Below are 21,337 nucleotides of genomic sequence, written 5' to 3'. Positions count from 1 at the left end.
GAAAGGGGGCCGGTGGGCCGAACACCGTGGCGTTCGGCCCACCGGCCCCAGGAGGCACCGCAGGAGGGTTGGCCCCTGCTTTTCTCCGCCGGTCAGGCGACTCGGCTATCGCCCTTGGCCACCACCGCTGTGTTCGCCGCCCTTCTGGCCGGCTTCGGAGGCACGCTGCGGGTCGTTGGCGAAGTTGCCGCTGCTCTCGTGGCCGCCCTTCTGGCCGGCTTCGGAGGCACGCTGCGGGTCGTTGGCGAAGTTGCCGCTGCTCTCGTGGCCGCCCTTCTGGCCGGCTTCAGAGGCACGCTGCGGGTCGTTCGCGAAGTTGCCGCTGCTCTCGTGGCCACCCTTCTGGCCGGCCTCAGAGGCGCGCTGACGGTCGTTGGCGAAGTTGCCCTGGTTCTCGGCCATGGTGAATCCCTCCTCATGGAATTCGGGATGTGATCTCTGTCTGAGGCGGCGGGTACCCGAGGCGTCCGCCTCAAACGGATGGATTCCGGATCAGCCGAGAAAATCTGCGGCAGGCCGCAAGTGGGCGTCCAGAGCAGGTCCTGACCTGCTGTGATGCCCGCTCTTCCGCATCTCATCGACCAGCCGGACGAGGCGGAGCGGCTTCCGGTTCCGCCTCGTCCGGCCGGCGGGGAGCCGGATGCCGGGCGCCGGGCGCAGGCCCTGGTCACCGGCGGGAACCGCGCGCGCCGCCCGCGCTTTGCCTCCCGTACGGCGGACTGCGCACAGCGGCACGGGAGCCGTCGCCGAGGCCGGTGAAGGCTGCTGCGAGGGTCACCCTGAACGCGGTCGGTCCTTTGGCGGGGTGCCGCCGCGTACGGCGTAGGTGAAGGCGCGTTCGCCCAGCAGTTCCTCGACGGCGTCGAGGAGTTGGAGGACGTCGGTGGCGATCTCGTCGGGTGTGCGTCCCGCGACCAGGCGGCGCCCGATCTCGGCGAAGACCAGCGAGTGGAACCATCCGATCTGCCCGGCGGCGGCGCACAGCGTGGGGTCGTCCCTGTCGGTGCCGGTCTCCGCGGCGAGCTGCGCGGCCAGCGCCTCGGTCATCTCGTGTCCCAGGTCTTCCAGGCGTGCGGTGAGGGTGGGTGCGGCCCGCATCATCTCGAAGACCTGCCCGAAGCCGTCGGTGAGGCCGAGCTGCCGTTCGCGGCCGCGTACTTCCTCGCGCAGCCGGGTGAGTACCGCCCGGGCGGGCGACGCGCCCGTCGGCCGCTCCCGGACGATCTCGGCGAGTCGCAGCGGGGAGGCTTCGTCGGGCGGCAGTACCAGATCCTCCTTGGCCTCGAAGTAGTTGTAGAGGGTGTTCACGGACACCTCGGCCTCGGCGGCGACCTCCGCGATGGTCACCTTGTCGAAGCCCCGCTCCACGAACTGGCGCATGGCGACCTCCCGGATGCGTCGCCGTGTCTGCCGCTTCTTGCGCTCCCGCAGCCCCTCACTCATACAGGAAGTCTAACCCGACTGCAAAACTGAATCGCATTGCACTTTTGCAGTGCGCTGTGTTTTCCTCCTGGCATGGAAGCACCCACCTCTCTTCCGGACAGGCCCGCTCTCGACCTCCGCGGGCTCTCCCTCACCTACGCGCTCGGGGCGGGCCCCGTGCACGCCGTGCGGGGACTCGACCTGACGGTGGGGCGCGGGGAGATCCTCGGTTTCCTCGGCCCCAACGGCGCGGGCAAGACCAGCACGCTCCGCATGCTCACCACGCTGCTGCGGCCCACTGGCGGCACGGCCCGCGTCGCCGGGTACGACCTGCTCACCGAGCCGTCCGCCGTCCGCTCCCGGATCGGTTACGTGGCCCAGGCCGGCGGTCTCGACCCGGGCTGCGGCGCCCGCGAAGAGCTGGTCACCCAGGCCCGGCTGCACCACGTGCCCAAGCCCGAGGCGCGGCGCCGGGCGGCCGAACTCGCCGACGACCTCGGCCTGACGGAGCTGCTGGACCGGCCGACGGCGGCTCTCTCCGGTGGTCAGCGGCGTCGGCTGGAGATCGCCCTCGGCCTGGTCAACCGGCCCGAGGTCCTCTTCCTCGACGAGCCCACCACCGGGCTCGACCCGGGCGCTCGCGCCGAACTGTGGGACCTGGTGCGCCGCATCCGCCGCGAGCACGGCACCACGGTCTTCCTGACCACCCACTATCTGGACGAGGCCGACACGCTCGCCGACCGGGTCGTCGTCGTCGAGGGCGGCCGCCCCGTCGCCGAGGGCACCCCCGAGGCGCTCAAGCGGGACCACGGTCCCGGCCAGGACGCCTCCCTCCAAGACGCCTTTCTCGCCCTCACCGGACGCGGTCCCAGCCGGGAACCCGTCGCCGTCTGAAACCACAGCCCGCCCCAGCGACCCGACGCGTCGAGCACACCGACAGCGGTCGCTTCACCGACGGAAGCGCTCATCGCCATGACCACCGAGACCGCCACTTCTCCACCCGCTGCCCCGGAACCGCCCGAGGGCGGGCACTTCTGGGCCGACACGGGCCTCGTCTTCGGCCGCTGCCTCCGCGCGACGCTGCGCTCGAAGACCAGCCTGTACTTCGGGATGCTCCAGCCGCTGCTCTTCCTGGCCCTCTTCGGCCCGCTGCTGACCCACCTCGACCTGGGGCAGGAGGGTTCGTCGTGGCAGACGCTCGTGCCCGGCGTCCTCATCCAGCTGGCGCTGCTGGGCGGCGCGTTCGTGGGGATGGGGCAGCTGGTCGAGCGCACCACCGGCGTCGTCGACCGGATGCGGGTCACCCCGGTCAGTCCGCTCGCCATGCTGCTCGGCCGCACTCTGCGGGACGTCGTGCAGTTGGTGGCCCAGTCCGTGCTGCTGGTGCTCCTCGGGCTGGCCTTCGGGCTGCGGGCCCCATGGTGGGGGATCGTGGTGGGCCTGGCCTTCGTCGCCGTGCTGTCCGCCGCGCTCGCGGCGCTCTCCCACGGTCTGGGTATGAGGGTGAAGACGACGCCCGAGTTCGCCGCCATCGCCAACACGACCGTGCTTCCGCTGATGCTGCTCTCCGGCCTGCTGCTGCCCATGGAACTGGCCCCCGGCTGGCTCGACGGCGTCTCGCGCGCCGTCCCGTTCCGCTATACCGTCGACGCCGTCCGTGACGTCTTCCGCGGTGACTTCTCCACGGCCAAGGTCGCCGCGGGTGCCGCCGTCACCGTCGGGTTCGCCGCCCTGTGTCTGGCGGCCGCCGCCCGGCTCTTCCGGGGCCGTCCCCAGGGCTGACGGCGGGCTCGGCCCGGTCGGCGTGTCCGGGGCGTGTGCGGCGTGTCAGGACGCAGGGCGTGTGCGGGGTGTCCGGCGTGCTCGGAGCCGCGGCCGCAGGCATACGTCCGCGCCCAGCGGGGACCCGCAGGGACGCACGCGAGACGACGGAAAGGACGTGAGGTCACGTGCGTGTTGCCTTTCTCGTCGCGCCCGAGGGCGCAGAACAGATCGAGCTGGCCGACCCGTGGGACGCCGTGAAGGAAGCGGGCGGCACGCCCGTCCTGCTGTCCACCAGCACCGGGCCCGTCCAGGCCTTCAACCATCTGGACCGGGGCGACACCTTCCCCGTCGACCAGCTCGTCGCCCAGGCACAGCCGTCCGACTTCGACGGACTCGTCCTGCCCGGTGGTGTGGCCAACCCCGACCTCCTGCGCACGGACCAGAAGGCCGTCGCGTTCGTGAAGGGGTTCTTCGAGGCGGGGCTCCCGGTCGCCGCCATCTGCCACGCCCCGTGGACCCTGGTCGAGGCCGACGTGGTGCGGGGGAGGACGCTGACCTCGTATCCGAGCCTGCGTACCGACATCCGCAACGCGGGCGGCAACTGGGTCGACGAGCAGGTCAAGGTCTGCGACGGCGGTACCAACAAGCTGATCACCAGCCGTAAGCCCGACGACCTGAAGGCGTTCGACAAGGCGTTCCTGGCGGAGTTCGGCTCCGGCGGCTGACCGGCGGGGTCACTTCCTGGGGCCCCGCCCCCGCGCCGGGCTCCGGCGGCGTTGAGAGGCCGCCGGAGCCCGGCGCTGTGTGCGGCGCGTTTCCTCGGTCCTGCTCCGCGACGTTCCTCGCCGCCGGTGTGTGCTCAGCTCCGCGGCGCGAACATGGTGAACATGGTCCATCCGCGGATCGCGTACACGGTCCTCTCAGTTCCGGGTCGCGTACACGCCCAGGGTGACCAGGCCCAGCACCACCCAGCAGAACCAGAGCCACCCGCTGCTTCCCAGGGCCACCGTGTACGCCGTGACCACCACCAGGCCCACGACCGTGCACACGGTCATCGCCTTCGCGGACGCCGGCACCCGCGTCAGTCCAGCCATCACAGCACTGTCCTCCTCCCGGCGGCCCCGCGGTGTACGGGTCGCGCACGCACCGGGACCGCGGCCAGGCCACCATGGTCGCTCGTCCGCGGCCCCGTGCGCCACCGCGCGCCTCAACGCTCCCGTGCACACCTCGTCGCGCCCCCAGGGGCTCGCGGGCTCGCCGGGACGGCGTACCGGCCGCGGGCCGCCCTACTGCTCCCGGGTCCTCAGAGAGGCCAGGTAGGCGTTGTACGCGGCCAGCTCCCGGTCGCCGTCACGGTCCGCCCTGCGGTCCCGGCGCCTGGCGTGGCGCTGCTCGGTGACGTACCACTGGAACACCAGCGCCACCAGCACGATCACCGAGGGGATCTCGCTGAACGCCCAGGCGATACCGCCGGCCGCCGACTGGTCCGACAGCGCGCTGACGCCCAGGGAGGCGGGCGGGTCGGCGTACGTCTCGATCATCGGCTCGGACGCCATCATCAGCGCGATGCCGAAGAAGGCGTGGAAGGGCATGCCCGCGAACAGCTCAAGAATCCGCATCACGAAGCCGGGGCGGTGCGGGCCCGGGTCCACGCCCATGATCGGCCAGAAGAACACCAGGCCCACGGCCAGGAAGTGCACCATCATCGCGAGGTGCCCGACCATGGAGCCCATGAGGAAGTCGAAGAGCGGGGTGAAGTAGAGGGCGTACAGGCTCGCGATGAACAGCGGGATCGTGAACGCGGGATGGGTGATCACCCGCATGTAGCGGCTGTGCAGCAGCGCCACGAGCAGCTCCCGCGGCCCCTTGCGGCCCCGCCCGGCGGACGGCAGCGCCCGCAGCGTCAGCGTCACCGGGGCGCCCAGCAGCAGCAGGATCGGCGACAGCATGCTGATCACCATGTGCTGCACCATGTGCACGCTGAAGAGCACCATGCCGTACTCGTTGAGGCCCGTGCACATCACCAGGGCCACGGTCAGCACCCCGGCGACGAAGCCGACGGTGCGGCCCACCGGCCACGCGTCGCCCCGCCGCCGCAGCCGCACCACTCCCCAGCCGTAGAGCGCCAGCGCCAGCAGGCACCCCACCAGGAAGAACGGCTCACCCGTGAACGCGAGTCCCCGCGCGACCGTGAACGGCGGCAGATCCATCGTCATGCCGTGCCCGCCGTGATCCATCCGAACTCTCCCGCAACCGACCGATACGCCCGCACCAGACTAGAACCGCCCGTGGCGGACACCCTCAGCGGGGCACCCGCCACGGGCGGTGTCGTGTCGGAACCGGCCTCGGCAGGCCCGAGGGCCAGGACGAGCCGGGTCGACCGGGGCGAACGGGCCGCTCGGGCCGACCGGTCGGCCCGGGCCGGCTCAGGCCGGCTGGGTCGCCGCGGCGATCCGCTCCTGGCGCAGCGCTTCGTACCAGGTGTCGTCGACCGGCGTGAGCGCGTTCACGTCCAGCGACAGCTTGATCAGCATGTCCGCGATCAGCGGATTGCGGGCCAGCACGGGACCGTGCAGGTACGTGCCGAAGACCGTATCGCGCCAGGCGCCCTCGGTGCCGTCGCCCGTCCCGTTGCCGTTGCCGAGCCGCACCCGGGCCAGCGGGCGCACCCCGGGGCCGAGGTGGGTGATGCCCTGGTGGTTCTCGAAGCCGGTCAGCTGGGGGAGGCCCAAATACTCGTCGGAGTCCCCGAGGACGTCGCCGACACAGCGTGCGGCCTCGCCGCGGCTGCTGGTCACATCGAGCAGCCCGAGTCCGGCCGACCGCTCACCGAGGTCGTTGACGAACTCGTGGCCCATGATCTGGTAGCCGGCGCACACGGCGAAGACGATGGCGCCGTTGTCCACCGCCCGGTTCAGCCCGCCGTCGCGCAGCAGCCGCTCGGCGGCCAGCCGCTGCGGCCTGTCCTCGCCGCCGCCGATCAGATAGATGTCCCCTGAGGTGGGGATCGGCTGGTCGGAGCGGACGTCCAGCCGCTGGACGTCCAGCCCCCGCTGCCGCGCCCGACGCTCCACCACGAGCGCGTTGCCCTGGTCGCCGTACGTGCTCAGCAGGTCGGGGTAGACCCACACCAGACGCAGACTCGTGTCACTCATGCCGCCAGTTCTCCTTGCGCGGGGTCGAAGGGGCCGGACGGCCGAGGGTCGGCGTGCGGGCCGTCCGGATCCCAAGATACGGGTGATCAGTTGCCGACGGCGCGGCGCAGGTCCTGGAACGCGGTGTAGTTGGCGATGGCCTCGATCCGTCCCGGCGGGCACCTGCGCACCGCGTCCGCGGCGTCCTCGCACACCTGGAAGTGCACGCCCGCGACCTCCAGCCGCACCGCGAGGTCCAGCTTGCGGTCGCCGATCACGCAGATCGGGTGCCCGGCGAGGCGCCCGTAGTCGACGTCCCACAGCCAGGAGGTGTCGGTGCCGTCCGCGCTGCGGGCGTTCACCGCCAGGATCACCGGGGCGGGCGGCGGGTCGATCAGGGAGAAGGTCTCCAGCCACCCGGCGGGGTTCTTGGCCAGCAGCAGCCGGATGTCGCGGTCCTGGTACTGCACCACGTCGTACCGGCCGGCGACGGCCTTGACCGCGTACATCCGCTCCAGCGCCGTCTGCGGAGGCACTCCGAAGGCGGCGGCGACGGCGGCCGAGGTGGCCGCGTTGGCCTTGTTGGCGCGGCCGGGCAGCTGGAGGTGGATCGGCCAGGCGGAGCCGTGCGGGTCGAGCACGTGGTCACCGGAGAGCGCCCAGGTCGGCGTCGGGCGGCGGAAGCCGCACTCGGCGCAGAACCAGTCGTCGCCGGGGCGCTGCATCACGCCGCCGCAGGCGGGGCAGGACCAGGCGTCGTCCTTCCACTCCTGGCCCGCGGCCACCCACACCACGTTGGGGGAGGAGGAGGCGGCCCAGACCACGAGCGGGTCGTCGGCGTTGGCGATGATGACGGCCTTCTGGCCCGAGAGGCCCTCGCGCCACCGCTCGGCCAGCATCCGGGTCTCGGCCGCACGGTCGAGCTGGTCACGCGAGAGGTTCAGCAGCGCTATGGCCTTGGGCGTCACGTCCCGGGCCACACCGGAGAGGTACTTCTCGTCCACCTCGATCACGCCGTACCGGGCGCTGGATCCGCCGGCCAGTGCCGAGGTGATGCCGGCAGGCATGTTGGCGCCCAGCGCGTTGGAGACCACCTCGCCGTTGGCGCGCAGCGCCTCGGCGATCAGCCGGGTGGTCGTCGTCTTGCCGTTGGTGGCGGACACCAGCACCACGTCCAGGTGCTGGGCCAGCCGCTGCAGCAGGTCCGGGTCGAGCCTCAGCGCGACCTTGCCGCCGATCACCGACCCGCTGCCGCGGCCCGCGGCCCGCGACACCGCCGCGGCCGCCTTGCCCGCCGTCACGGCCAGCTTGGACCGCGGCGACAGTGGCTCCGCATTGCCTGACATCGTCCTTGAACCTCCTAGCCCCTCGCGTAGAGGAGAAGCCTACCGAGACACGGGCCGGGTCAGGACCGCGCCACCCTGCGAAGATCACCGGTCTGGCGCCCGGCGTAGGGTGGCGGCCATGCGACGCGGCCGTATCCCGGGCTCCGACGGCGCCGTACGCCCGGTGCGGACGTACGGCGATCCGGTGCTGCACGCACCCAGCCGCCCCGTCGCGGAGGCGGACGGGCCGCTGGGCGAGCTGGTGGCGGATCTGTTCGCCTCGATGTACGCGGCCCGCGGTGTCGGCCTTGCGGCCTGCCAGGTCGGTGTACCGCTGCGGGTGTTCGTCTTCGACTGCCCGGACGACGAGGACCGCCGCCACCGGGGCCATGTGGTCAATCCGCGGCTGGTGCACACGGAGGGGCCGACCGTACGGGGGCCCGAGGGCTGCCTGTCGCTGCCCGGGCTCGAGGCCCCGACGCCGCGCTTCGACGTGGCGGTCGTCGAGGGGGAGGACGTGGCGGGGCGTCCGGTGCGGATCGAGGGCACCGGCTTCTTCGCGCGGTGCCTCCAGCACGAGCACGACCACCTCTCCGGTGGCCTCTACACCGACAGGCTCGGCCGGCTGGCGCGGTGGCGCACCCTGCGCGCCGTCCGCAGGGCGGAATGGTCCGCTCCGCTGCCCGAGTCCGCTCCGCTGCCCGAGGACGGGTAGCGGGGCCGGCCGGGGCTCAGAAACCCGGGCCGCCCACGCGGTCGCCCGCCGCGGCCAGCCTGCCCCACAGCAGGTCGGCCAGGTGGCGCACCAACTGGTCGCGCGCGCACGGCTTCTCGCGCAGCCACCAGTCGCCGGCCGCGTGCATCATGCCGACGATGCCGTGCCCCCACACCCGGGCCAGCTCCTCGCTCTCGGGCCCGAGATCGAGCCGCTCGGCGATGACCGTGGCCAGCTCCTCGCCCAGCCGGCGCAGCAGGGGCGCCGAGTGCTGTCCCACGTCGAAGCCCCGTTCGCTGCTGGGGGAGTCCTCCGCCGGATGCATCAGGAAGCGGTAGACCTGGGGATGGGCCTCGATGGCGGCCAGGTACGTCTCCAGTGTGGCCTCGACACGCTCGCGCCGTGCGCTGGGCGCGTCCAGGGCGGCGCGCAGTGAGGCCAGCAGTGCGTCGGTGTGCCGGACGGCGAGGGCGCGGTAGAGGCCGCCCTTGTCGCCGAAGTGCCGGTAGAGGATGGGCTTGGTGATGCCGGCCTCGGCGGCGATGGCGTTCATGGAGGCGCCCGGGCCTTCCCGCAGTACGACCCGGTCGGCGGCCTCCAGCAGTTCCCTGCGCCGTTGTTCGGTGGAGTTGACCCGGTCGTCCTGGTGCGTGGTCTCCATGCGCGTCTCCCGCCCCCTCGTGCGTGCTCCAGCGTCGCAACGTAACACCCTCCGACGGCGCTCACGTGCGCGGATGCGGTGCGCAGCGGGGCGGTGAGCGGGAGTTGACATCGGCTACTGGCGGGTAACAGACTGCGGATTACCGATGGTAACGACTGAATGAGACTGGCGGAGGACCGACGATGGCCGAAACCGAGTTCGCACTGGACCTCAACGACGACCAGAAGGAAGTCCGCGACTGGCTCCACGGGTTCGCCGCCGACGTGATGCGCCCCGCGGCAGCCGAGTGGGACGAGCGCGAGGAGACCCCCTGGCCGATCATCCAGGAGGCCGCCAAGATAGGCCTCTACTCGCTCGACTTCTACGCCCAGCAGTTCTTCGACCCGACAGGGCTCGGCATCCCCATGACGATGGAGGAGCTGTTCTGGGGCGACGCGGGCATCGCCCTCTCGATCGTCGGCACGGGCCTGGCCGCCGTCGGCGTCCTGGCCAACGGCACCGAGGAGCAGATCGGCACCTGGGTGCCCCAGATGTACGGCGACGCCAGTGACGTGAAGGTCGCCGCCTTCTGCTCCTCGGAACCGGACGCGGGATCCGACGTCGCCTCCCTGCGCACCCGCGCCGTCTACGACGAGGCCAAGGACGAGTGGGTGCTCAACGGCACCAAGACCTGGGCCACCAACGGCGGCATCGCCAACGTGCACGTGGTCGTGGCCAGCGTCGACACCGAACTCGGCTCCAAGGGCCACGCCTCCTTCATCGTCCCGCCCGGCACACCCGGCCTCTCCCAGGGGCAGAAGTTCCTCAAGCACGGCATCCGCGCCTCGCACACCGCAGAGGTCGTCCTGGACGACGTGCGGGTGCCCGGGCACTGCCTGCTCGGCGGCAAGGAGAAGCTGGACGAGCGCCTCGCCCGCGCCAAGGAGCGCGCCAGGAAGGGGGGCGAGAGGGTGAAGAACGCCGCCATGGCGACCTTCGAGGCCTCCCGCCCGGCCGTCGGCGCGATGGCCGTCGGCACCGCGCGCGCCGCGTACGAGGTCGCGCTCGACTACGCCAAGACGCGGGAGCAGTTCGGCCGCCCGATCATCGACAACCAGGGCGTCGCCTTCCAGCTCGCCGACATGCGCACGAGCGTCGACGCCGCCCGCCTGCTGGTGTGGCGCGCCTCCTGGATGGGCGTGAGCGGGCGCAAGTTCGAGTCGGCGGAGGGCTCCATGTCCAAGCTGTTCGCCAGTGAGACGGCCAAGAAGGTCACCGCACAGGCCATCCAGATCCTCGGCGGCAACGGCTACACCCGCGAGTACCCGGTGGAGCGGATGCACCGCGACGCCGCGATCTACTCCATCTTCGAGGGCACGAGCGAGATCCAGCGCCTGGTCATCGCCCGCACCCTGTCGGGTATGCCGATCCGCTGAGGGCTGGCCGGACCGGGCGCCGGGGCCGCACCGGGCGCCGGCCGGCGCCCGGTGGAACCGTCCCGAGGTCGGAGGGAGGCCAGGCGGGCGGCACAGGCGTGAGGCGGCCCGACCCCGTACACCGGGGATCCGAGGGGGCAGGGCCGCTCAGATGCCCGGCCGGTAGCGCAGCGGATGGTCGTCGGGGACCTGGACCAGCACGATGCGGTGCCCGTCGGGATCGGCGATCCACATCTCGACCAGCCCCCAGGGCTCTCGCAGCGGGGGTCGCAGCACCTCGGCCCCGGCCCGGGTGAGCTCCTCGTGCGCGCTCGCCACGTCGGCCACCTGGAGCCAGAGCTGGAGCGTCTCGCCGGCGGGCCCCTCACTGCGCCCGGAGACCTCCAGGAAACCGCCGCCCAGGAAGTAGACGGTGCCCCGCTCGGGGCCCGTGCCGAACTCGCGGGAGATCTCCAGGCCCAGCGTCTCGCCGTAGAAGGCCCGCGACCTGTCGGGGTCCGTGGGCCGCAGCAGGACGCGGCTGCTCAGTACATGCACCATGCCTCGGCACTGTAGTGGTGACGCGCCGGGCGCCGTCCGGCGCCACACGTCCGTGCCGCGTGCCCGCACCGGGCGTCTCCGGGCCGACCCGGGCCGGCGCCACGTCCCACGCGGTATGCCCGATAAGGTCGGTCGACATGAGCGACACCGCGCAGCGGGGCGGACTGCCCCTGACCTTCCGCCATGCCGACCAGGCCGACATCCCCGTGCTCACCGCGCTCGTGGAGTCGGCCTACCGCGGAGACGCCAGCCGCGCGGGCTGGACCACCGAGGCCGACCTGCTGGAGGGCCGGCGCACCGACCCCGAGGGTGTCGGCGCCGTCGTCCGCGACCCGAAGAGCCTCATGCTGGTCGTCGAGCGCGAGGACGCCGTCGTCGCCTGCTGCCAGCTCGAGCACCGGGGCGAAGAGGCGTACTTCGGCATGTTCGCGGTCAGCCCGAGCTTGCAGGGCGGCGGTGTCGGCCGGGCCGTGCTCGCGGAGGCCGAGCGGACGGCGCGCGTCCTGTGGGCAGCCACCCGGATGCGGATGCAGGTCATCAGGCAGCGGGAGAGCCTGATCGCCTGGTACGAGCGGCGCGGCTACACCCGCACAGGTGAGTGCGCCCCCTTCCCCTACGGCGACGAGCGCTTCGGCATCCCGCAGCGGCCCGACCTCGCCTTCGAGTACCTGGTCAAGCCGCTGGGGTGAGCCACGGGGGAGGGCCTGCCGGCCGCCCTCCCGTCTCAGGCCGGTGCGCCGGCCGCGGCCCGGATGCCGGGCATGTCCGTGACGACGCCGTCCAGGCCCAGCTCGCGGACGCGCGCCAGGTCCTCGTCGGTGTTGACGGTCCAGCTGATGACCTTGATCCCGGCGGCGTGGGCGCGGCCGACGATGTCCGCGTCGAGGTGCCGCAGCTCCAGTGAGATCATTCCGGCGCCCAGCTCCCTGGCGCGCTCGGGCGCGGTGGGGGAGGAGCGGCCCGCCACCAGTACGAGCGGGATGTCGGGCAGGTGTTCGCGGGTCTCGCGGAGCGCTTCGGCGTGGAAGGAGATCACCGTCACGCGGTCGTGCAGCGCGCGCCGCTTGATGGTGTCGGCCAGCACGCGTGCCGCGGCTCGGTCCTTGATCTCGGCCTGGAGCGGGCTGCGGACCGCGTCCACGACCTCCTCGAAGACCGGCACCCGCTCGCCCTGCCCCGCGTCCAGCGCGCGCAGCTGGGCGAGGGTGAGCTCGCCGATGGGCCCCGCGCCGTCCGTCGTGCGGGCCACGTCGGCGTCGTGCATCACCACCAGCGCGCCGTCCTTGCTCAGGTGCAGGTCCAGCTCGATGACGTCGAGCCCCTCGCGTTCGGCGCGGACGAAGGAGCGCAGGGTGTTCTCGGGCTCGACGCCCATCACTCCGCGGTGTCCGACGGTGAGCAGTGGCACGGTGCGGTCTCGCTTTCGTGCGGTGTCAAGGCGGTGGCGCGGCCAGAGTAGCGGTCGCCCCGCCGCCCGGTGGCCACGCACCGGATGTCCGGGTGACCGGCCCTGGTCGCGTCCTCCGCGGGGCGGTCGCTCAGCTTTGCCGGAGGCGCCGCCGAGGATCTTTCGCCCCCAGGCCTCCGGGGCTCTGCCGGTGCCCTGCCGGAGGCCGCCCGAGGCCCTACCGGCTGCTGGGAAAGGCGATCGCTCGCGCCGTCATTGGCCGGAAGAATGACGGCGGTACCCCAGGTAACGCAGGATAATCTCCTGCGCCCTCCCCTTGAGGAGAGAAGGCGGCGCGTATACGGTTTCCCTACGCGAGTTTCTCCTGTGGAGGGGTCAACATGACGGAAATCCTTTCGCCCGGACTGCCCGACGGTGGCGTTTCGCCGTCCGGAAGTGCCGTTGCCGAGAGTGTGGCCGCGCACCCCGCCTGGGCCGTACTGAAGGCGGCCGTCGAGGCGGTACGACCCGCACAGTCCAAGGACGGCTCGATCGACTTCGACGCCGAGGACGCCCCGGCGCCCGAGGCGGTGCGCGAGGAGCTGGAGCGCGTCGTGAGCGCCGTCGAGGAACTCTCGCCGCTACTGCCGCACGACGCCGACTACCACCGTGCCCTGGTCACCGACCTGCGCCGCTGGGCCGACGGCGGTTTCGGGGTGCCCGACTTCCTCGACTCGCTGCTCGCCTTCCAGCCCGCGCAGGGCCGCGCCGACGGCCTCCAGCACCTGGTCGTCTTCCCGATGTACACGCAGAACGGCAACCCGGACCGCAACCTGGAGGCGGTCGTCCTGCGCATGGTGTGGCCCGACTGGCTGGCCGAGCTGGAGCGCACCCGCTACGACAACCCCCTCTTCTGCGGCATCACCTTCGAGGACTTCACCTCCGGCTACGACACCCACTCCGCGGTGCTCTTCCCGGAGACCATCGCCGTGCGCGAGGCCCCGGAGCGCTTCAGCTGGGGCGGCATCTTCTGCGACCGCGAGGCCGCGCGCTTCCGCCGCGTCGTCCAGGCCGCCTGCGACGTCACCAGCCTCGAACTCCCCGAGGAGGCCCGCGCACTCCTGGCCGACCAGGAGCGCTGCCAGCAGACGTTCGTGCTGTGGGACATGGTCCACGACCGCACCCACAGCCACGGCGACCTCCCGTTCGACCCCTTCATGATCAAGCAGCGGCAGCCGTTTTGGATGTACGGCCTCGAAGAGCTGCGCTGCGACCTGACCGCCTTCCACGAGGGCGTGAAACTGGAGGCCGAAGGCCTGCCGCAGGGCCGTGACGTGCAGTACGCCATGCTCTTGGAGCGGCTCTTCCGCTTCCCCGTCACCGGTGAGCGCAAGCGCAACTACGACGGGCTCGGCGGCCAGCTGCTCTTCGCCTACCTCCACCAGCACGACGCGCTGCGCTGGACGGACAACAAGCTCGCCATCGACTGGGACCGCGCCCGCCGGGTCACCGTCGCCCTCCGCGAGGAGATCGAGACGCTCTACCGCGCGGGGATCGACCGCCCCAAGCTGGTGCACTGGTTCAAGGCGTACGAGCTGGTCTCCCGCTACCTCGCCCCGCACCCGGGGTCCACCTGGGCCAAGGGACCCGACGCCCTCGACCTGAGCCTGCCCCCGCGCAAGCTGGTGGACGAGGTGCTGCCCGACGAGTTTCCGCTCAGCATGTTCTACGAGGCCCTCGCGAAGAAGCTGCGGAGTGTGATCGCATCGACTCAGGGCATCACCGCCGGCAGTCGGATCCAGGCCACCGCGGCGTGAGCGGTGGACCGGGCGGAGCGGCGGCAGGTCGGGAACGCGAGGAGGCGACGGAGATGACGGACGAGACGACACGGCGCGGCTACGAGGGCAACGGGGAGGGCGGGCTCCAGGGCCGGGTGATCGCGGTCGCCGGGGCGGCGGGGCCCGCGGGGCAGGCCACGCTGTCGCGGCTCGCGGAAGAGGGCGCGACGGTCGTGGGGTGCGACGCGGACGCCGGGCGCCTGGCGCAGGCCGTGGACGCCGCCAGGTTCGCACACGGGGGAGCGACGGTCACGGGGGACACCGTGGACCTGCTCGACCTGGAGGAGACCCGCGCCTGGGCCGCGAAGACGGAGAAGGAGTACGGGCGCGTCGACGGTCTCGTGCACCTGGTCGGCGGCTGGCGCGGCTCGTCCTCGTTCGCGGAGACGGACCTGGCCGACTGGGACACCCTGCACAGCCTCCTCATCCGCACCCTCCAGCACACCTCGCTCGCCTTCGAGGCCCCGCTCAAGCGTGCGGGCGACGGCCGGTTCCTGCTGGTCAGCGCGCTCGGTGCCAGCAAGCCCACGGCGGGCAACGCCGCCTACGCCGCGTCCAAGGCGGCAGCCGAGGCGTGGACGCTCGCGCTCGGTGACGCCTTCCGGAAGGCGGGGGGCGAGAGCCCGCCGCCGGCGGCCGCTGCCATCCTGGTGGTGAAGGCGCTGGTGAACGACCAGATGCGGGCCGACCGGCCGAACGCGAAGTTCGCGGGTTTCACGGACGTGGGCGACCTCGCCAAGGCCGTCGCCGACACCTGGACCAAGCCCGCCGAAGAGCTGAACGGAACCCGCCTGTGGCTGACGCCCCACACCTGAACCGCCCCGACCGGTCCCCGGCGCAGCCGGCCACCGACGCCAGACGCCGCCACGACCCGGAGGTCCGCGGTTTCGCCAGCGACAACTACGCGGGCGTGCACCCGGAGATCCTGGCGGCACTGGCGCTCGCCAACGGCGGCCACCAGTCCGCCTACGGAGCGGACGACTACACCGCGCACCTGCAAGACGTCGTCCGCAGCCACTTCGGGCGCCGCGCCGAGGCGTTCCCGGTCTTCAACGGGACCGGAGCCAACGTCGTCGCGCTCCAGGCGCTGACCGACCGCTGGGGCGCGGTGATCTGCGCCGACACCGCGCACATCCACGTCGACGAGTGCGGCGCCCCCGAGCGGGTCGGCGGGCTGAAGCTGCTGACCGTCCCCACCCCGGACGGCAAGCTCACCCCCGAGCTGATCGACCGGGAGGCGTTCGGCTGGGACGACGAGCACCGGGCCATGCCGCAGGTCGTCTCGCTCGCCCAGAACACCGAGCTGGGCACGCTCTACACGGTGGAGGAGATACGCGCGCTGTGCGACCACGCGCACGAGCGCGGCATGCTCGTCCATCTGGACGGCGCCCGCATCGCCAACGCGGCGGCCGCGCTGGACGTGCCCATGCGCGCCTTCACCAACGCGGCAGGGGTGGACATCCTCTCCTGCGGGGGCACCAAGAACGGCATGCTCTTCGGCGAGGCCGTCGTCGTCCTCAACCCCGACGCCGTGCGCCACATGAAGCACCTGCGCAAGCTGTCGATGCAGCTCGCCTCCAAGATGCGCTTCATCTCGGTGCAGTTGGAGGCGCTGCTGGCGGGAGACCTGTGGCTGCGCAACGCGCGCCACTCCAACGCGATGGCGCAGCGGCTGGCCGAGGGTGTCAGGGGCGTGGCGGGTGTGGAGATCCTCTACCCCGTGCAGGCCAACGCCGTCTTCGCCCGCCTTCCGCACGACGTGAGCGAACGCCTCCAAAAGCGCTACCGCTTCTACTTCTGGGACGAGGCGGCGGGCGACGTGCGCTGGATGTGCTCCTTCGACACCAGCGAGCAGGACGTGGACGGCTTCGTCGCCGCGCTGCGCGAGGAGATGGGCCGCTGAGGGGTCGCCCTGCGGCCGACGGCCGCAGGGCGCAAGGCGCTGAAACCGGGTTGAAACCGCGCTGAACCCGTCTCGTCGCAGGCTGTGCCGCATGACAACCGCAGCGCATCAATGCGCCATCGCAGCCAGCGGGCTGCGCAAGTCCTTCGGCGAGAAGAAGGTTCTCGACGGCATCGACCTGAGGGTGCCACAGGGTACGGTCTTCTCCCTGCTCGGCCCGAACGGCGCGGGCAAGACCACCGCCGTGAAGATCCTCTCCACGCTCGTCGCCGCGGACGGCGGCCGGGCCAGCGTGGCGGGACACGACGTCGCGGCGGACGCGCAGGCGGTGCGCGCCGCGATCGGGGTGACGGGGCAGTTCTCGGCCGTGGACGGGTTGCTCACGGGGGAGGAGAACATGCTGCTCATGGCGGACCTGCACCACCTGCCCCGGCGTGAGGGGCGGCGGGCGGCCGCCGAGCTGCTGGAGCGGTTCGCGCTGACCGAGGCCGCACGCAAGCCCGCGGCCACCTACTCGGGGGGCATGAAGCGGCGCCTGGATCTGGCGATGACGCTGGTCGGCAGGCCCCGGATCATCTTCCTCGACGAGCCGACCACCGGCCTGGACCCGCGCTCCCGCCACGCCGTGTGGGGCCTCGTCCGCGACCTGCTGGGCGAGGGCGTCACCGTCTTCCTCACCACCCAGTATCTGGACGAGGCCGACGACCTCGCCGACCGCATCGCGGTCCTCGACGACGGACGGATCACAGCCGAGGGAAGCGCCGAGGAGCTCAAACGGCTCGTCCCGGGTGGGCACGTGCGGCTGCGGTTCACCGATCCGGTCGCCTACCAAGAGGCCGCCGCAGTCCTGGGCGGGGCCGCTGCCGACGGCGAGGGCCTGTCGCTGCGGATTCCCAGTGACGGCAGCCAGCGCGCGCTGCGCTCCGTGCTGGAGCGGTTGGACGCGGCCGGTATCGAGGCGGACGAGCTGGCCGTGCACACCCCCGACCTCGACGACGTCTTCTTCGCCCTCACCAACGGCGAGACCCGCTCCGCGCCATCCACCCCGTCCGCCCAACCGGAGCAGCCCACTCGCCGGAACCCGCACCCGGAGGCAGCCCGATGAGCGCCCTCTCCCTGGCCGCACGCGACGCGAACACGATGCTGCGCCGCAATCTGCTCCACGCCCGCCGCTACCCCTCCCTCACCCTCAACCTCCTCCTCACACCGATCATGCTGCTCCTGCTGTTCGTCTACGTCTTCGGCGACGTGATGAGCGCGGGCATCGGTGGCGGGGGAGCGGACCGCTCCGCCTACCTCGCCTACATCGTTCCGGGCATCCTGCTGATGACCATTGGCGGCACCGTCGTCGGGGCCGCGGTGTCCGTCGCGACCGACATGACCGAGGGCATCGTGGCCCGTTTCCGTACGCTGGCGATCCACCGCGGCTCGGTGCTCATCGGGCACGTCGTCGGCAGTGTGCTCCAGTCGGTCATGAGCGTCGTCCTCGTCGCCGCACTCGCCGTGGCCATCGGGTTCCGCTCCACGGACGCCTCGGCCCTGGAGTGGCTGGCCGCGGCGGGGCTGTTGGTGCTCTTCGCCACGGCGCTCACCTGGATCGCCGTCGGCATGGGGCTGGCCAGTCCGAACGCCGAGGCCGCCGGCAACATGGCCATGCCGCTGATCCTCCTCCCGCTCATCTCGAGTGCGTTCATCCCGGCTGAGACGATGCCGGGCTGGTTCCGGCCGATCGCCGAGTACCAGCCCTTCACGCCCGCCATCGAGACGCTGCGCGGGCTGCTGCTCGGCACCGGGATCGGCAACGACGGCTGGCTCGCGGTCTCGTGGTGCCTGGCGCTCGCCGTGCTCGGCTACTTCTGGTCGACGGCGCTGTTCAACCGCGAACGGGGATGAGCGCGCGGACCGCCTCCCGCAGTGCGTCCCGCTCCAGGGCGGCGTACTCCGACACCGCGTCGGCGTACGCCGCCCTGTCGGCGTCCTCGGCCGCCTTCCGGGCGCGGTCCGCCGACATCGTCGGCTGGAACTCGCGTGCCACCCCGATCCGTTCGGCCAGCGCGATCATCCGTACGGCGTCGGGGCCGGCGTCGGCCCCCGCCCCCGTGCCTCCCCGCGCGCCGCCGGGGGCGAGTTCCGCCAGGCCGAGGGCGTGCAGCACCGTCCCCCACACGAGGAGTTCCATGGGCGAGCCGCAGGGGCGGGAGAGCAGGGTCCGCAGCCCCCGCCACAGCCGGTCGACGGGCTCGGCGACCAGTTCGAGGCGGCCGGCGTACGCGTGCGCCGCCACCGCCGCCGACTGGACCTGGAACGCCCACGGGTCGAGCCAGAAGTCACCGCCCTGCGTCGGGCCCGCCGCGCACAGCCGTTCCACCGCGCCGCGCCACATGCCGAGTCCCGCCTCCGTCTGCCCGCGGGCCAGCGCGATCTCGGCGCGCCCGCCGAAGTCGGGCATGTAGAAGGCGTCCTGCTGCGCGGGAGCGTCGCCGGCCGCCTGGCGCAGCCAGTACTCGGCCTCGTCGGGGTCGCCGCGCTGGAGGCAGGCCAGGACGAGGGACGAGCGGATGAAGAGGTAGTCGCGCCCGTCGTTGAGCCGCGGCAGCACCTCGAGCACCGCGGTGAGGTGTGCGTACGCCGCGTCGCCCTGCCCGGTGCGCAGGCACAGCTCGCTCAGCCTGGCGTGCCCGGTGAGCAGCACGGAGGGGTTGTCGTACGGAGCCAGTGTGGTGATCATCCGGCGGGCCGAGGCGAGCGCGCGGTCGATCTGGTGCTCGAACTCCCAGGCGTAGGAGGCGATGCACTCGGCGACGCCGGCGACCAGGGGCTGCTCGCTGCCGCACAGTTCCCGCAGCACCTCGTAGTCGGGAGGGAGCATCTCGGGGACCGCGCCCAGCACTGCCGCGGCCGCCCGCAGCAGCGTGTCGGGCGCCGCCGGGGGCAGCCGCCGCAGTGCGACGAGCTGGCGTGCGGGTGGCGGCCCGTACCCCATGAACAGGCCCGCCGTGCACAACACCGCGGCCGCACGGGCGACTTCGACGTACTCGGCAGCGGGCCTGTAGTGCGACAGCGGCGGTCCGGTGTCCGAGGCGAGCGCGGCGAGGCGGGGGAAGTTGGTGTCGGTGGACCACAGACTGGCGAGGACGGCGGTGAGCGCGGCGAGGGCCGGGCCGTCCGTGCGGGCCAGGGCGTGTCGTAGGGCCGCCACGAGGTTGTCCTGCTCGGCCTTGATCCGCTCCCAGGCGGCGATCGGATCCTGTCCACGATGAGGGCTCCTTCCCCTCGCAACGCCGAGGGGGAGCCCGGAGAGCGGAACGGGTCCCGAGCCGAAGAGTACGTCGTGGTGGGCGACCCCGAAGTCCCGCGCCCAGGCCAGGAACCGGTCGACGGCCTCCTCGTCCTCCCCCGCCGCCGCGCGCCTGGCCGCGCTGAACTCCCGTACGGTCTCCAGCATGCCGAACCGCGCACCGGCCGGGGTGTCGACGACGGTCAGCAGCGACTGGCCGGCCAACTGCTCCAGCAGGGGAAACGCGTCCTCGCCGAGGACCGCTTCCGCCGCTTCGCCGAGGAACCCGCCGGGGAAGACGGAGAGCGTGCGCAGCGCCGCCCGGGCGTCGTGCGCGAGCAGGTTCCAGCTCCACTCCACGACCGCGTGCAGCGTGCGGTGGCGCTCCGGCGCGTCCCGTGCCCCGCCGCGCAGCAGCGCGAACCGGTCACCGAGGCGGCGGGCGATCTGCGGCACGGACAGCACCCGCACCCGGGCCGCCGCCAGCTCCACGGCGAGCGGCAGCCCGTCGAGGTGGCGGCAGAGCTCGGCCACCGTGTCAGGCGGCAGCTGCACGCCGGGCCGCGCCGCCCTGGCCCGCTGCGTGAACAGCTCGACGCAGGTGTCCAGGCCGAGCTCCGGCAGTGTGTACACCGCTTCGGAGGTGAGGTCCAGCGGGGCCCGGCTGGTGGCGAGCACCCGCAGCTCCTTCGAGGAGGAGACCAGGGCCCGCACGAGCGCTGCGGCGCCCCGCACGACCTGCTCGCAGTTGTCGAGCACGAGCAGCGCCGGCCCTGGGCCCAGTACGCCGAGGATGCCGGTGACCGGGTCGGCCGTCAGGTGGCCGCTCATGGCGCCGTGCCGCCCCTCTCCCGCGCCCAGCGCGGAGGCCACCTCCGCGGCCACGTCCTCGTCGACGGTCACGCCGGCGAGCGGCACGAAGTACACCACGGCCTGTGCGGCCCGGCGGCTGACGGCGTGTGCGAGCCGGGTCTTGCCGAGGCCGCCGGGGCCGACGACGGTGACGGCACGGGAGGCGCGCGAGAGCGCTTCCACCGCCGCGATGTCCGCCTCCCGGCCGAGGAGCGGGTTCGGTTCGTGCGGCACGCCGTGCCTGGCCACGGGCGTCTCGCCGCGCAGGAGTTCCTGCTGTACGGCTCTGAGCCCGGTCCCGGGGTCCGTGCCCAGGCGCTCGCGCAGTCGGCGGCGGTAGGCCTCGTACCGTGTCAGCGCCGCGGACGGGCCCGCTGTCCGCGCCTCGGCGCGCAGCAGCGCGGCGAGCACCTCCTCGTCGTGCGGGTGCGCCGCGGCGGCCGCGGCCAGCGGCCCGGTGGCCTCGGCGTGGCGGCCCAGCCCGGCGAGCGCGAGCGCCCTGGCACGCAGGAGTGCGCCGTGCGCCCGGGCCAGCTCCCCGCGCAGCGCGGCCACCGGGTCGTCCGTGGGTCCCGCGCCGGCCTCGGTGCCCTCCCACAGCGCGAGTCCGGCCTCGGCCGCGGCCAGCGAGCCCGCGTGGTTCCCCGCTGAGGCCCGCTCCGCGCTCGCGGCGGCGTGCGACAACAGCGCACAGCTGTCGACCTGGTCCTCAGCCAGTGCGAGGCGGTATCCCGTCGGCGTGCTGAGGAGGACGCCGGCGCCCAGCTGGGCCCGCGCCCTGGACACCAGGACCTGTACCGCCTTTCCCGGCCGCTCCGGTAGTGCCTCGGGCCACAGTCCGGCCACCAGCCGCTCGGTGCTGCACCCCGCGCGCAGGTCGCCCGCGAGGAGGGCGAGCAGGCCGCGGAGCCGGGGCGCGGTGATCTCCTGCCTGCGGTAGGCGACGCGCGGCAGCAGGGTCAGGTCGGTGGTCACCCGTGCAGATTAGCCAAGGCGCGTGCGTGCTCACGGGGCCATTCCGCTCTTCGCGAAGGGCCGTTGGCGACGTGCCCGCTCTTCGCGAAGGGCCGTTGGCGACGTGCGGCGAGCCCACCCCGGCGGGTG

Annotated in this window: 21 protein-coding genes; 11 read left to right on the top strand and 10 right to left on the bottom strand. The window is 72.6% G+C overall.

Features of this window, described 5'->3' with window-relative positions; translation table 11 throughout:
- Positions 1–105: 105 nt before the first annotated feature.
- Both MMF93_RS33640 and MMF93_RS03445 read right to left on the bottom strand, forming a co-directional pair.
- Positions 106–402, bottom strand: a complete 297-nt coding sequence (locus tag MMF93_RS33640) for a con-10 family general stress protein (RefSeq protein WP_423835341.1) — start codon at positions 400–402, stop codon at positions 106–108.
- A gap of 372 nt (positions 403–774) precedes the next feature.
- The gene (locus tag MMF93_RS03445) at positions 775–1,443 is read right to left on the bottom strand and encodes a TetR/AcrR family transcriptional regulator (RefSeq protein WP_242749424.1); all 669 of its coding nucleotides are present in this window, start codon (positions 1,441–1,443) and stop codon (positions 775–777) included.
- Between the two features lie 72 nt (positions 1,444–1,515).
- Between MMF93_RS03445 and MMF93_RS03440 the strand changes: the two genes are divergently transcribed.
- The 3 genes from MMF93_RS03440 to MMF93_RS03430 all read left to right on the top strand — a co-directional run bounded on the left by MMF93_RS03440 (position 1,516) and on the right by MMF93_RS03430 (position 3,911).
- On the top strand, positions 1,516–2,316 hold the full coding sequence (locus MMF93_RS03440) for an ABC transporter ATP-binding protein (protein WP_242749421.1): 801 nt from the start codon (positions 1,516–1,518) through the stop codon (positions 2,314–2,316).
- Between the two features lie 78 nt (positions 2,317–2,394).
- Entirely contained in the window at positions 2,395–3,204 is an 810-nt protein-coding gene (locus MMF93_RS03435) for an ABC transporter permease (RefSeq protein ID WP_242749419.1), read from the top strand.
- Between the two features lie 167 nt (positions 3,205–3,371).
- Positions 3,372–3,911 (top strand): type 1 glutamine amidotransferase domain-containing protein, encoded by a 540-nt coding sequence (locus MMF93_RS03430; protein WP_242749417.1) that lies wholly within the window; start codon positions 3,372–3,374, stop codon positions 3,909–3,911.
- Between the two features lie 195 nt (positions 3,912–4,106).
- On the opposite strand, the gene MMF93_RS03425 is transcribed toward MMF93_RS03430, so the two are convergent.
- From MMF93_RS03425 to MMF93_RS03410, 4 genes are all read right to left on the bottom strand, one after another.
- Positions 4,107–4,280, bottom strand: a complete 174-nt coding sequence (locus MMF93_RS03425) for a hypothetical protein (protein WP_181856212.1) — start codon at positions 4,278–4,280, stop codon at positions 4,107–4,109.
- A 192-nt stretch (positions 4,281–4,472) separates the two neighbouring features.
- A complete protein-coding gene (locus MMF93_RS03420; protein WP_242749415.1) occupies positions 4,473–5,423 on the bottom strand; it encodes a cytochrome c oxidase assembly protein in 951 nt (316 codons plus the stop codon).
- 189 nt (positions 5,424–5,612) lie between these two features.
- The gene (locus tag MMF93_RS03415; protein ID WP_242749413.1) at positions 5,613–6,341 is read right to left on the bottom strand and encodes a type 1 glutamine amidotransferase; all 729 of its coding nucleotides are present in this window, start codon (positions 6,339–6,341) and stop codon (positions 5,613–5,615) included.
- 86 nt (positions 6,342–6,427) lie between these two features.
- Positions 6,428–7,666, bottom strand: coding sequence for a MurT ligase domain-containing protein (locus tag MMF93_RS03410; RefSeq protein WP_114025466.1), 1,239 nt, complete (start codon positions 7,664–7,666; stop codon positions 6,428–6,430).
- Positions 7,667–7,784: 118 nt separating this feature from the next.
- Here MMF93_RS03410 and def point away from each other — a divergent pair, with 118 nt between their 5' ends.
- Positions 7,785–8,360, top strand: coding sequence for a peptide deformylase (def, locus tag MMF93_RS03405; RefSeq protein WP_242749411.1), 576 nt, complete (start codon positions 7,785–7,787; stop codon positions 8,358–8,360).
- Positions 8,361–8,376: 16 nt separating this feature from the next.
- Here the strand turns inward: def and MMF93_RS03400 are convergent, their stop codons facing one another.
- A complete protein-coding gene (locus MMF93_RS03400) occupies positions 8,377–9,021 on the bottom strand; it encodes a TetR/AcrR family transcriptional regulator (RefSeq protein WP_242749409.1) in 645 nt (214 codons plus the stop codon).
- A gap of 182 nt (positions 9,022–9,203) precedes the next feature.
- Between MMF93_RS03400 and MMF93_RS03395 the strand changes: the two genes are divergently transcribed.
- Positions 9,204–10,436 carry an acyl-CoA dehydrogenase family protein gene (locus tag MMF93_RS03395; RefSeq protein WP_242749407.1) on the top strand — a complete coding sequence of 411 codons (1,233 nt, stop codon included), beginning with the start codon at positions 9,204–9,206 and terminating at the stop codon, positions 10,434–10,436.
- A 147-nt stretch (positions 10,437–10,583) separates the two neighbouring features.
- Here MMF93_RS03395 and MMF93_RS03390 read toward each other — a convergent pair whose 3' ends face one another.
- Entirely contained in the window at positions 10,584–10,976 is a 393-nt protein-coding gene (locus MMF93_RS03390; protein WP_242749405.1) for a VOC family protein, read from the bottom strand.
- A gap of 137 nt (positions 10,977–11,113) precedes the next feature.
- On the opposite strand from MMF93_RS03390, the gene MMF93_RS03385 reads away from it, so the two are divergent.
- The gene (locus tag MMF93_RS03385; protein ID WP_242749403.1) at positions 11,114–11,665 is read left to right on the top strand and encodes a GNAT family N-acetyltransferase; all 552 of its coding nucleotides are present in this window, start codon (positions 11,114–11,116) and stop codon (positions 11,663–11,665) included.
- 35 nt (positions 11,666–11,700) lie between these two features.
- On the opposite strand, the gene MMF93_RS03380 is transcribed toward MMF93_RS03385, so the two are convergent.
- Complete coding sequence (locus MMF93_RS03380; protein ID WP_242749401.1) at positions 11,701–12,384, bottom strand: glycerophosphodiester phosphodiesterase; 684 nt, start codon at positions 12,382–12,384, stop codon at positions 11,701–11,703.
- A 380-nt stretch (positions 12,385–12,764) separates the two neighbouring features.
- Between MMF93_RS03380 and MMF93_RS03375 the strand changes: the two genes are divergently transcribed.
- The 5 genes from MMF93_RS03375 to MMF93_RS03355 all read left to right on the top strand — a co-directional run bounded on the left by MMF93_RS03375 (position 12,765) and on the right by MMF93_RS03355 (position 17,997).
- Complete coding sequence (locus MMF93_RS03375; RefSeq protein ID WP_242749399.1) at positions 12,765–14,180, top strand: DUF6421 family protein; 1,416 nt, start codon at positions 12,765–12,767, stop codon at positions 14,178–14,180.
- A 53-nt stretch (positions 14,181–14,233) separates the two neighbouring features.
- Entirely contained in the window at positions 14,234–15,016 is a 783-nt protein-coding gene (locus MMF93_RS03370; protein ID WP_242749396.1) for an SDR family NAD(P)-dependent oxidoreductase, read from the top strand.
- Positions 14,995–16,104 (top strand): threonine aldolase family protein, encoded by a 1,110-nt coding sequence (locus MMF93_RS03365; RefSeq protein ID WP_242749394.1) that lies wholly within the window; start codon positions 14,995–14,997, stop codon positions 16,102–16,104. The genes MMF93_RS03370 and MMF93_RS03365 overlap by 22 nt, the downstream gene beginning before the upstream one ends.
- A 91-nt stretch (positions 16,105–16,195) precedes the next feature.
- Positions 16,196–17,209 carry an ATP-binding cassette domain-containing protein gene (locus MMF93_RS03360; protein ID WP_242749392.1) on the top strand — a complete coding sequence of 338 codons (1,014 nt, stop codon included), beginning with the start codon at positions 16,196–16,198 and terminating at the stop codon, positions 17,207–17,209.
- Positions 17,206–17,997 (top strand): ABC transporter permease, encoded by a 792-nt coding sequence (locus MMF93_RS03355; protein WP_242749390.1) that lies wholly within the window; start codon positions 17,206–17,208, stop codon positions 17,995–17,997. Before MMF93_RS03360 ends, MMF93_RS03355 begins: the two co-directional genes overlap by 4 nt.
- Here the strand turns inward: MMF93_RS03355 and MMF93_RS03350 are convergent.
- Positions 17,978–21,208 carry an ATP-binding protein gene (locus MMF93_RS03350; protein WP_242749388.1) on the bottom strand — a complete coding sequence of 1,077 codons (3,231 nt, stop codon included), beginning with the start codon at positions 21,206–21,208 and terminating at the stop codon, positions 17,978–17,980. The genes MMF93_RS03355 and MMF93_RS03350 overlap by 20 nt on opposite strands.
- Positions 21,209–21,337: the final 129 nt, after the last annotated feature.

Source organism: Streptomyces tubbatahanensis, assembly GCF_022699385.1.
GTDB classification, from domain to species: Bacteria; Actinomycetota; Actinomycetes; order Streptomycetales; family Streptomycetaceae; genus Streptomyces; species Streptomyces diacarni.
This window is presented reverse-complemented; position numbering and strand designations above follow the sequence as displayed.

Excerpts from the sequence above, each read along its gene's own strand:
- MMF93_RS03445 (WP_242749424.1), bottom strand. The coding sequence starts at position 1,443 with ATGAGTGAGGGGCTGCGGGAGCGCAAGAAGCGGCAGACACGGCGACGC.
- MMF93_RS03370 (WP_242749396.1), top strand. The coding sequence starts at position 14,234 with ATGACGGACGAGACGACACGGCGCGGCTACGAGGGCAACGGGGAGGGC.
- MMF93_RS03440 (WP_242749421.1), top strand. The coding sequence starts at position 1,516 with ATGGAAGCACCCACCTCTCTTCCGGACAGGCCCGCTCTCGACCTCCGC.
- MMF93_RS03435 (WP_242749419.1), top strand. The coding sequence starts at position 2,395 with ATGACCACCGAGACCGCCACTTCTCCACCCGCTGCCCCGGAACCGCCC.
- MMF93_RS03425 (WP_181856212.1), bottom strand. The coding sequence starts at position 4,280 with ATGGCTGGACTGACGCGGGTGCCGGCGTCCGCGAAGGCGATGACCGTG.
- MMF93_RS03385 (WP_242749403.1), top strand. The coding sequence starts at position 11,114 with ATGAGCGACACCGCGCAGCGGGGCGGACTGCCCCTGACCTTCCGCCAT.
- MMF93_RS03390 (WP_242749405.1), bottom strand. The coding sequence starts at position 10,976 with ATGGTGCATGTACTGAGCAGCCGCGTCCTGCTGCGGCCCACGGACCCC.
- MMF93_RS03415 (WP_242749413.1), bottom strand. The coding sequence starts at position 6,341 with ATGAGTGACACGAGTCTGCGTCTGGTGTGGGTCTACCCCGACCTGCTG.
- MMF93_RS03410 (WP_114025466.1), bottom strand. The coding sequence starts at position 7,666 with ATGTCAGGCAATGCGGAGCCACTGTCGCCGCGGTCCAAGCTGGCCGTG.
- MMF93_RS03400 (WP_242749409.1), bottom strand. The coding sequence starts at position 9,021 with ATGGAGACCACGCACCAGGACGACCGGGTCAACTCCACCGAACAACGG.
- def (WP_242749411.1), top strand. The coding sequence starts at position 7,785 with ATGCGACGCGGCCGTATCCCGGGCTCCGACGGCGCCGTACGCCCGGTG.
- MMF93_RS03375 (WP_242749399.1), top strand. The coding sequence starts at position 12,765 with ATGACGGAAATCCTTTCGCCCGGACTGCCCGACGGTGGCGTTTCGCCG.
- MMF93_RS03420 (WP_242749415.1), bottom strand. The coding sequence starts at position 5,423 with ATGGATCACGGCGGGCACGGCATGACGATGGATCTGCCGCCGTTCACG.
- MMF93_RS03355 (WP_242749390.1), top strand. The coding sequence starts at position 17,206 with ATGAGCGCCCTCTCCCTGGCCGCACGCGACGCGAACACGATGCTGCGC.
- MMF93_RS03395 (WP_242749407.1), top strand. The coding sequence starts at position 9,204 with ATGGCCGAAACCGAGTTCGCACTGGACCTCAACGACGACCAGAAGGAA.
- MMF93_RS03360 (WP_242749392.1), top strand. The coding sequence starts at position 16,196 with ATGACAACCGCAGCGCATCAATGCGCCATCGCAGCCAGCGGGCTGCGC.
- MMF93_RS33640 (WP_423835341.1), bottom strand. The coding sequence starts at position 402 with ATGGCCGAGAACCAGGGCAACTTCGCCAACGACCGTCAGCGCGCCTCT.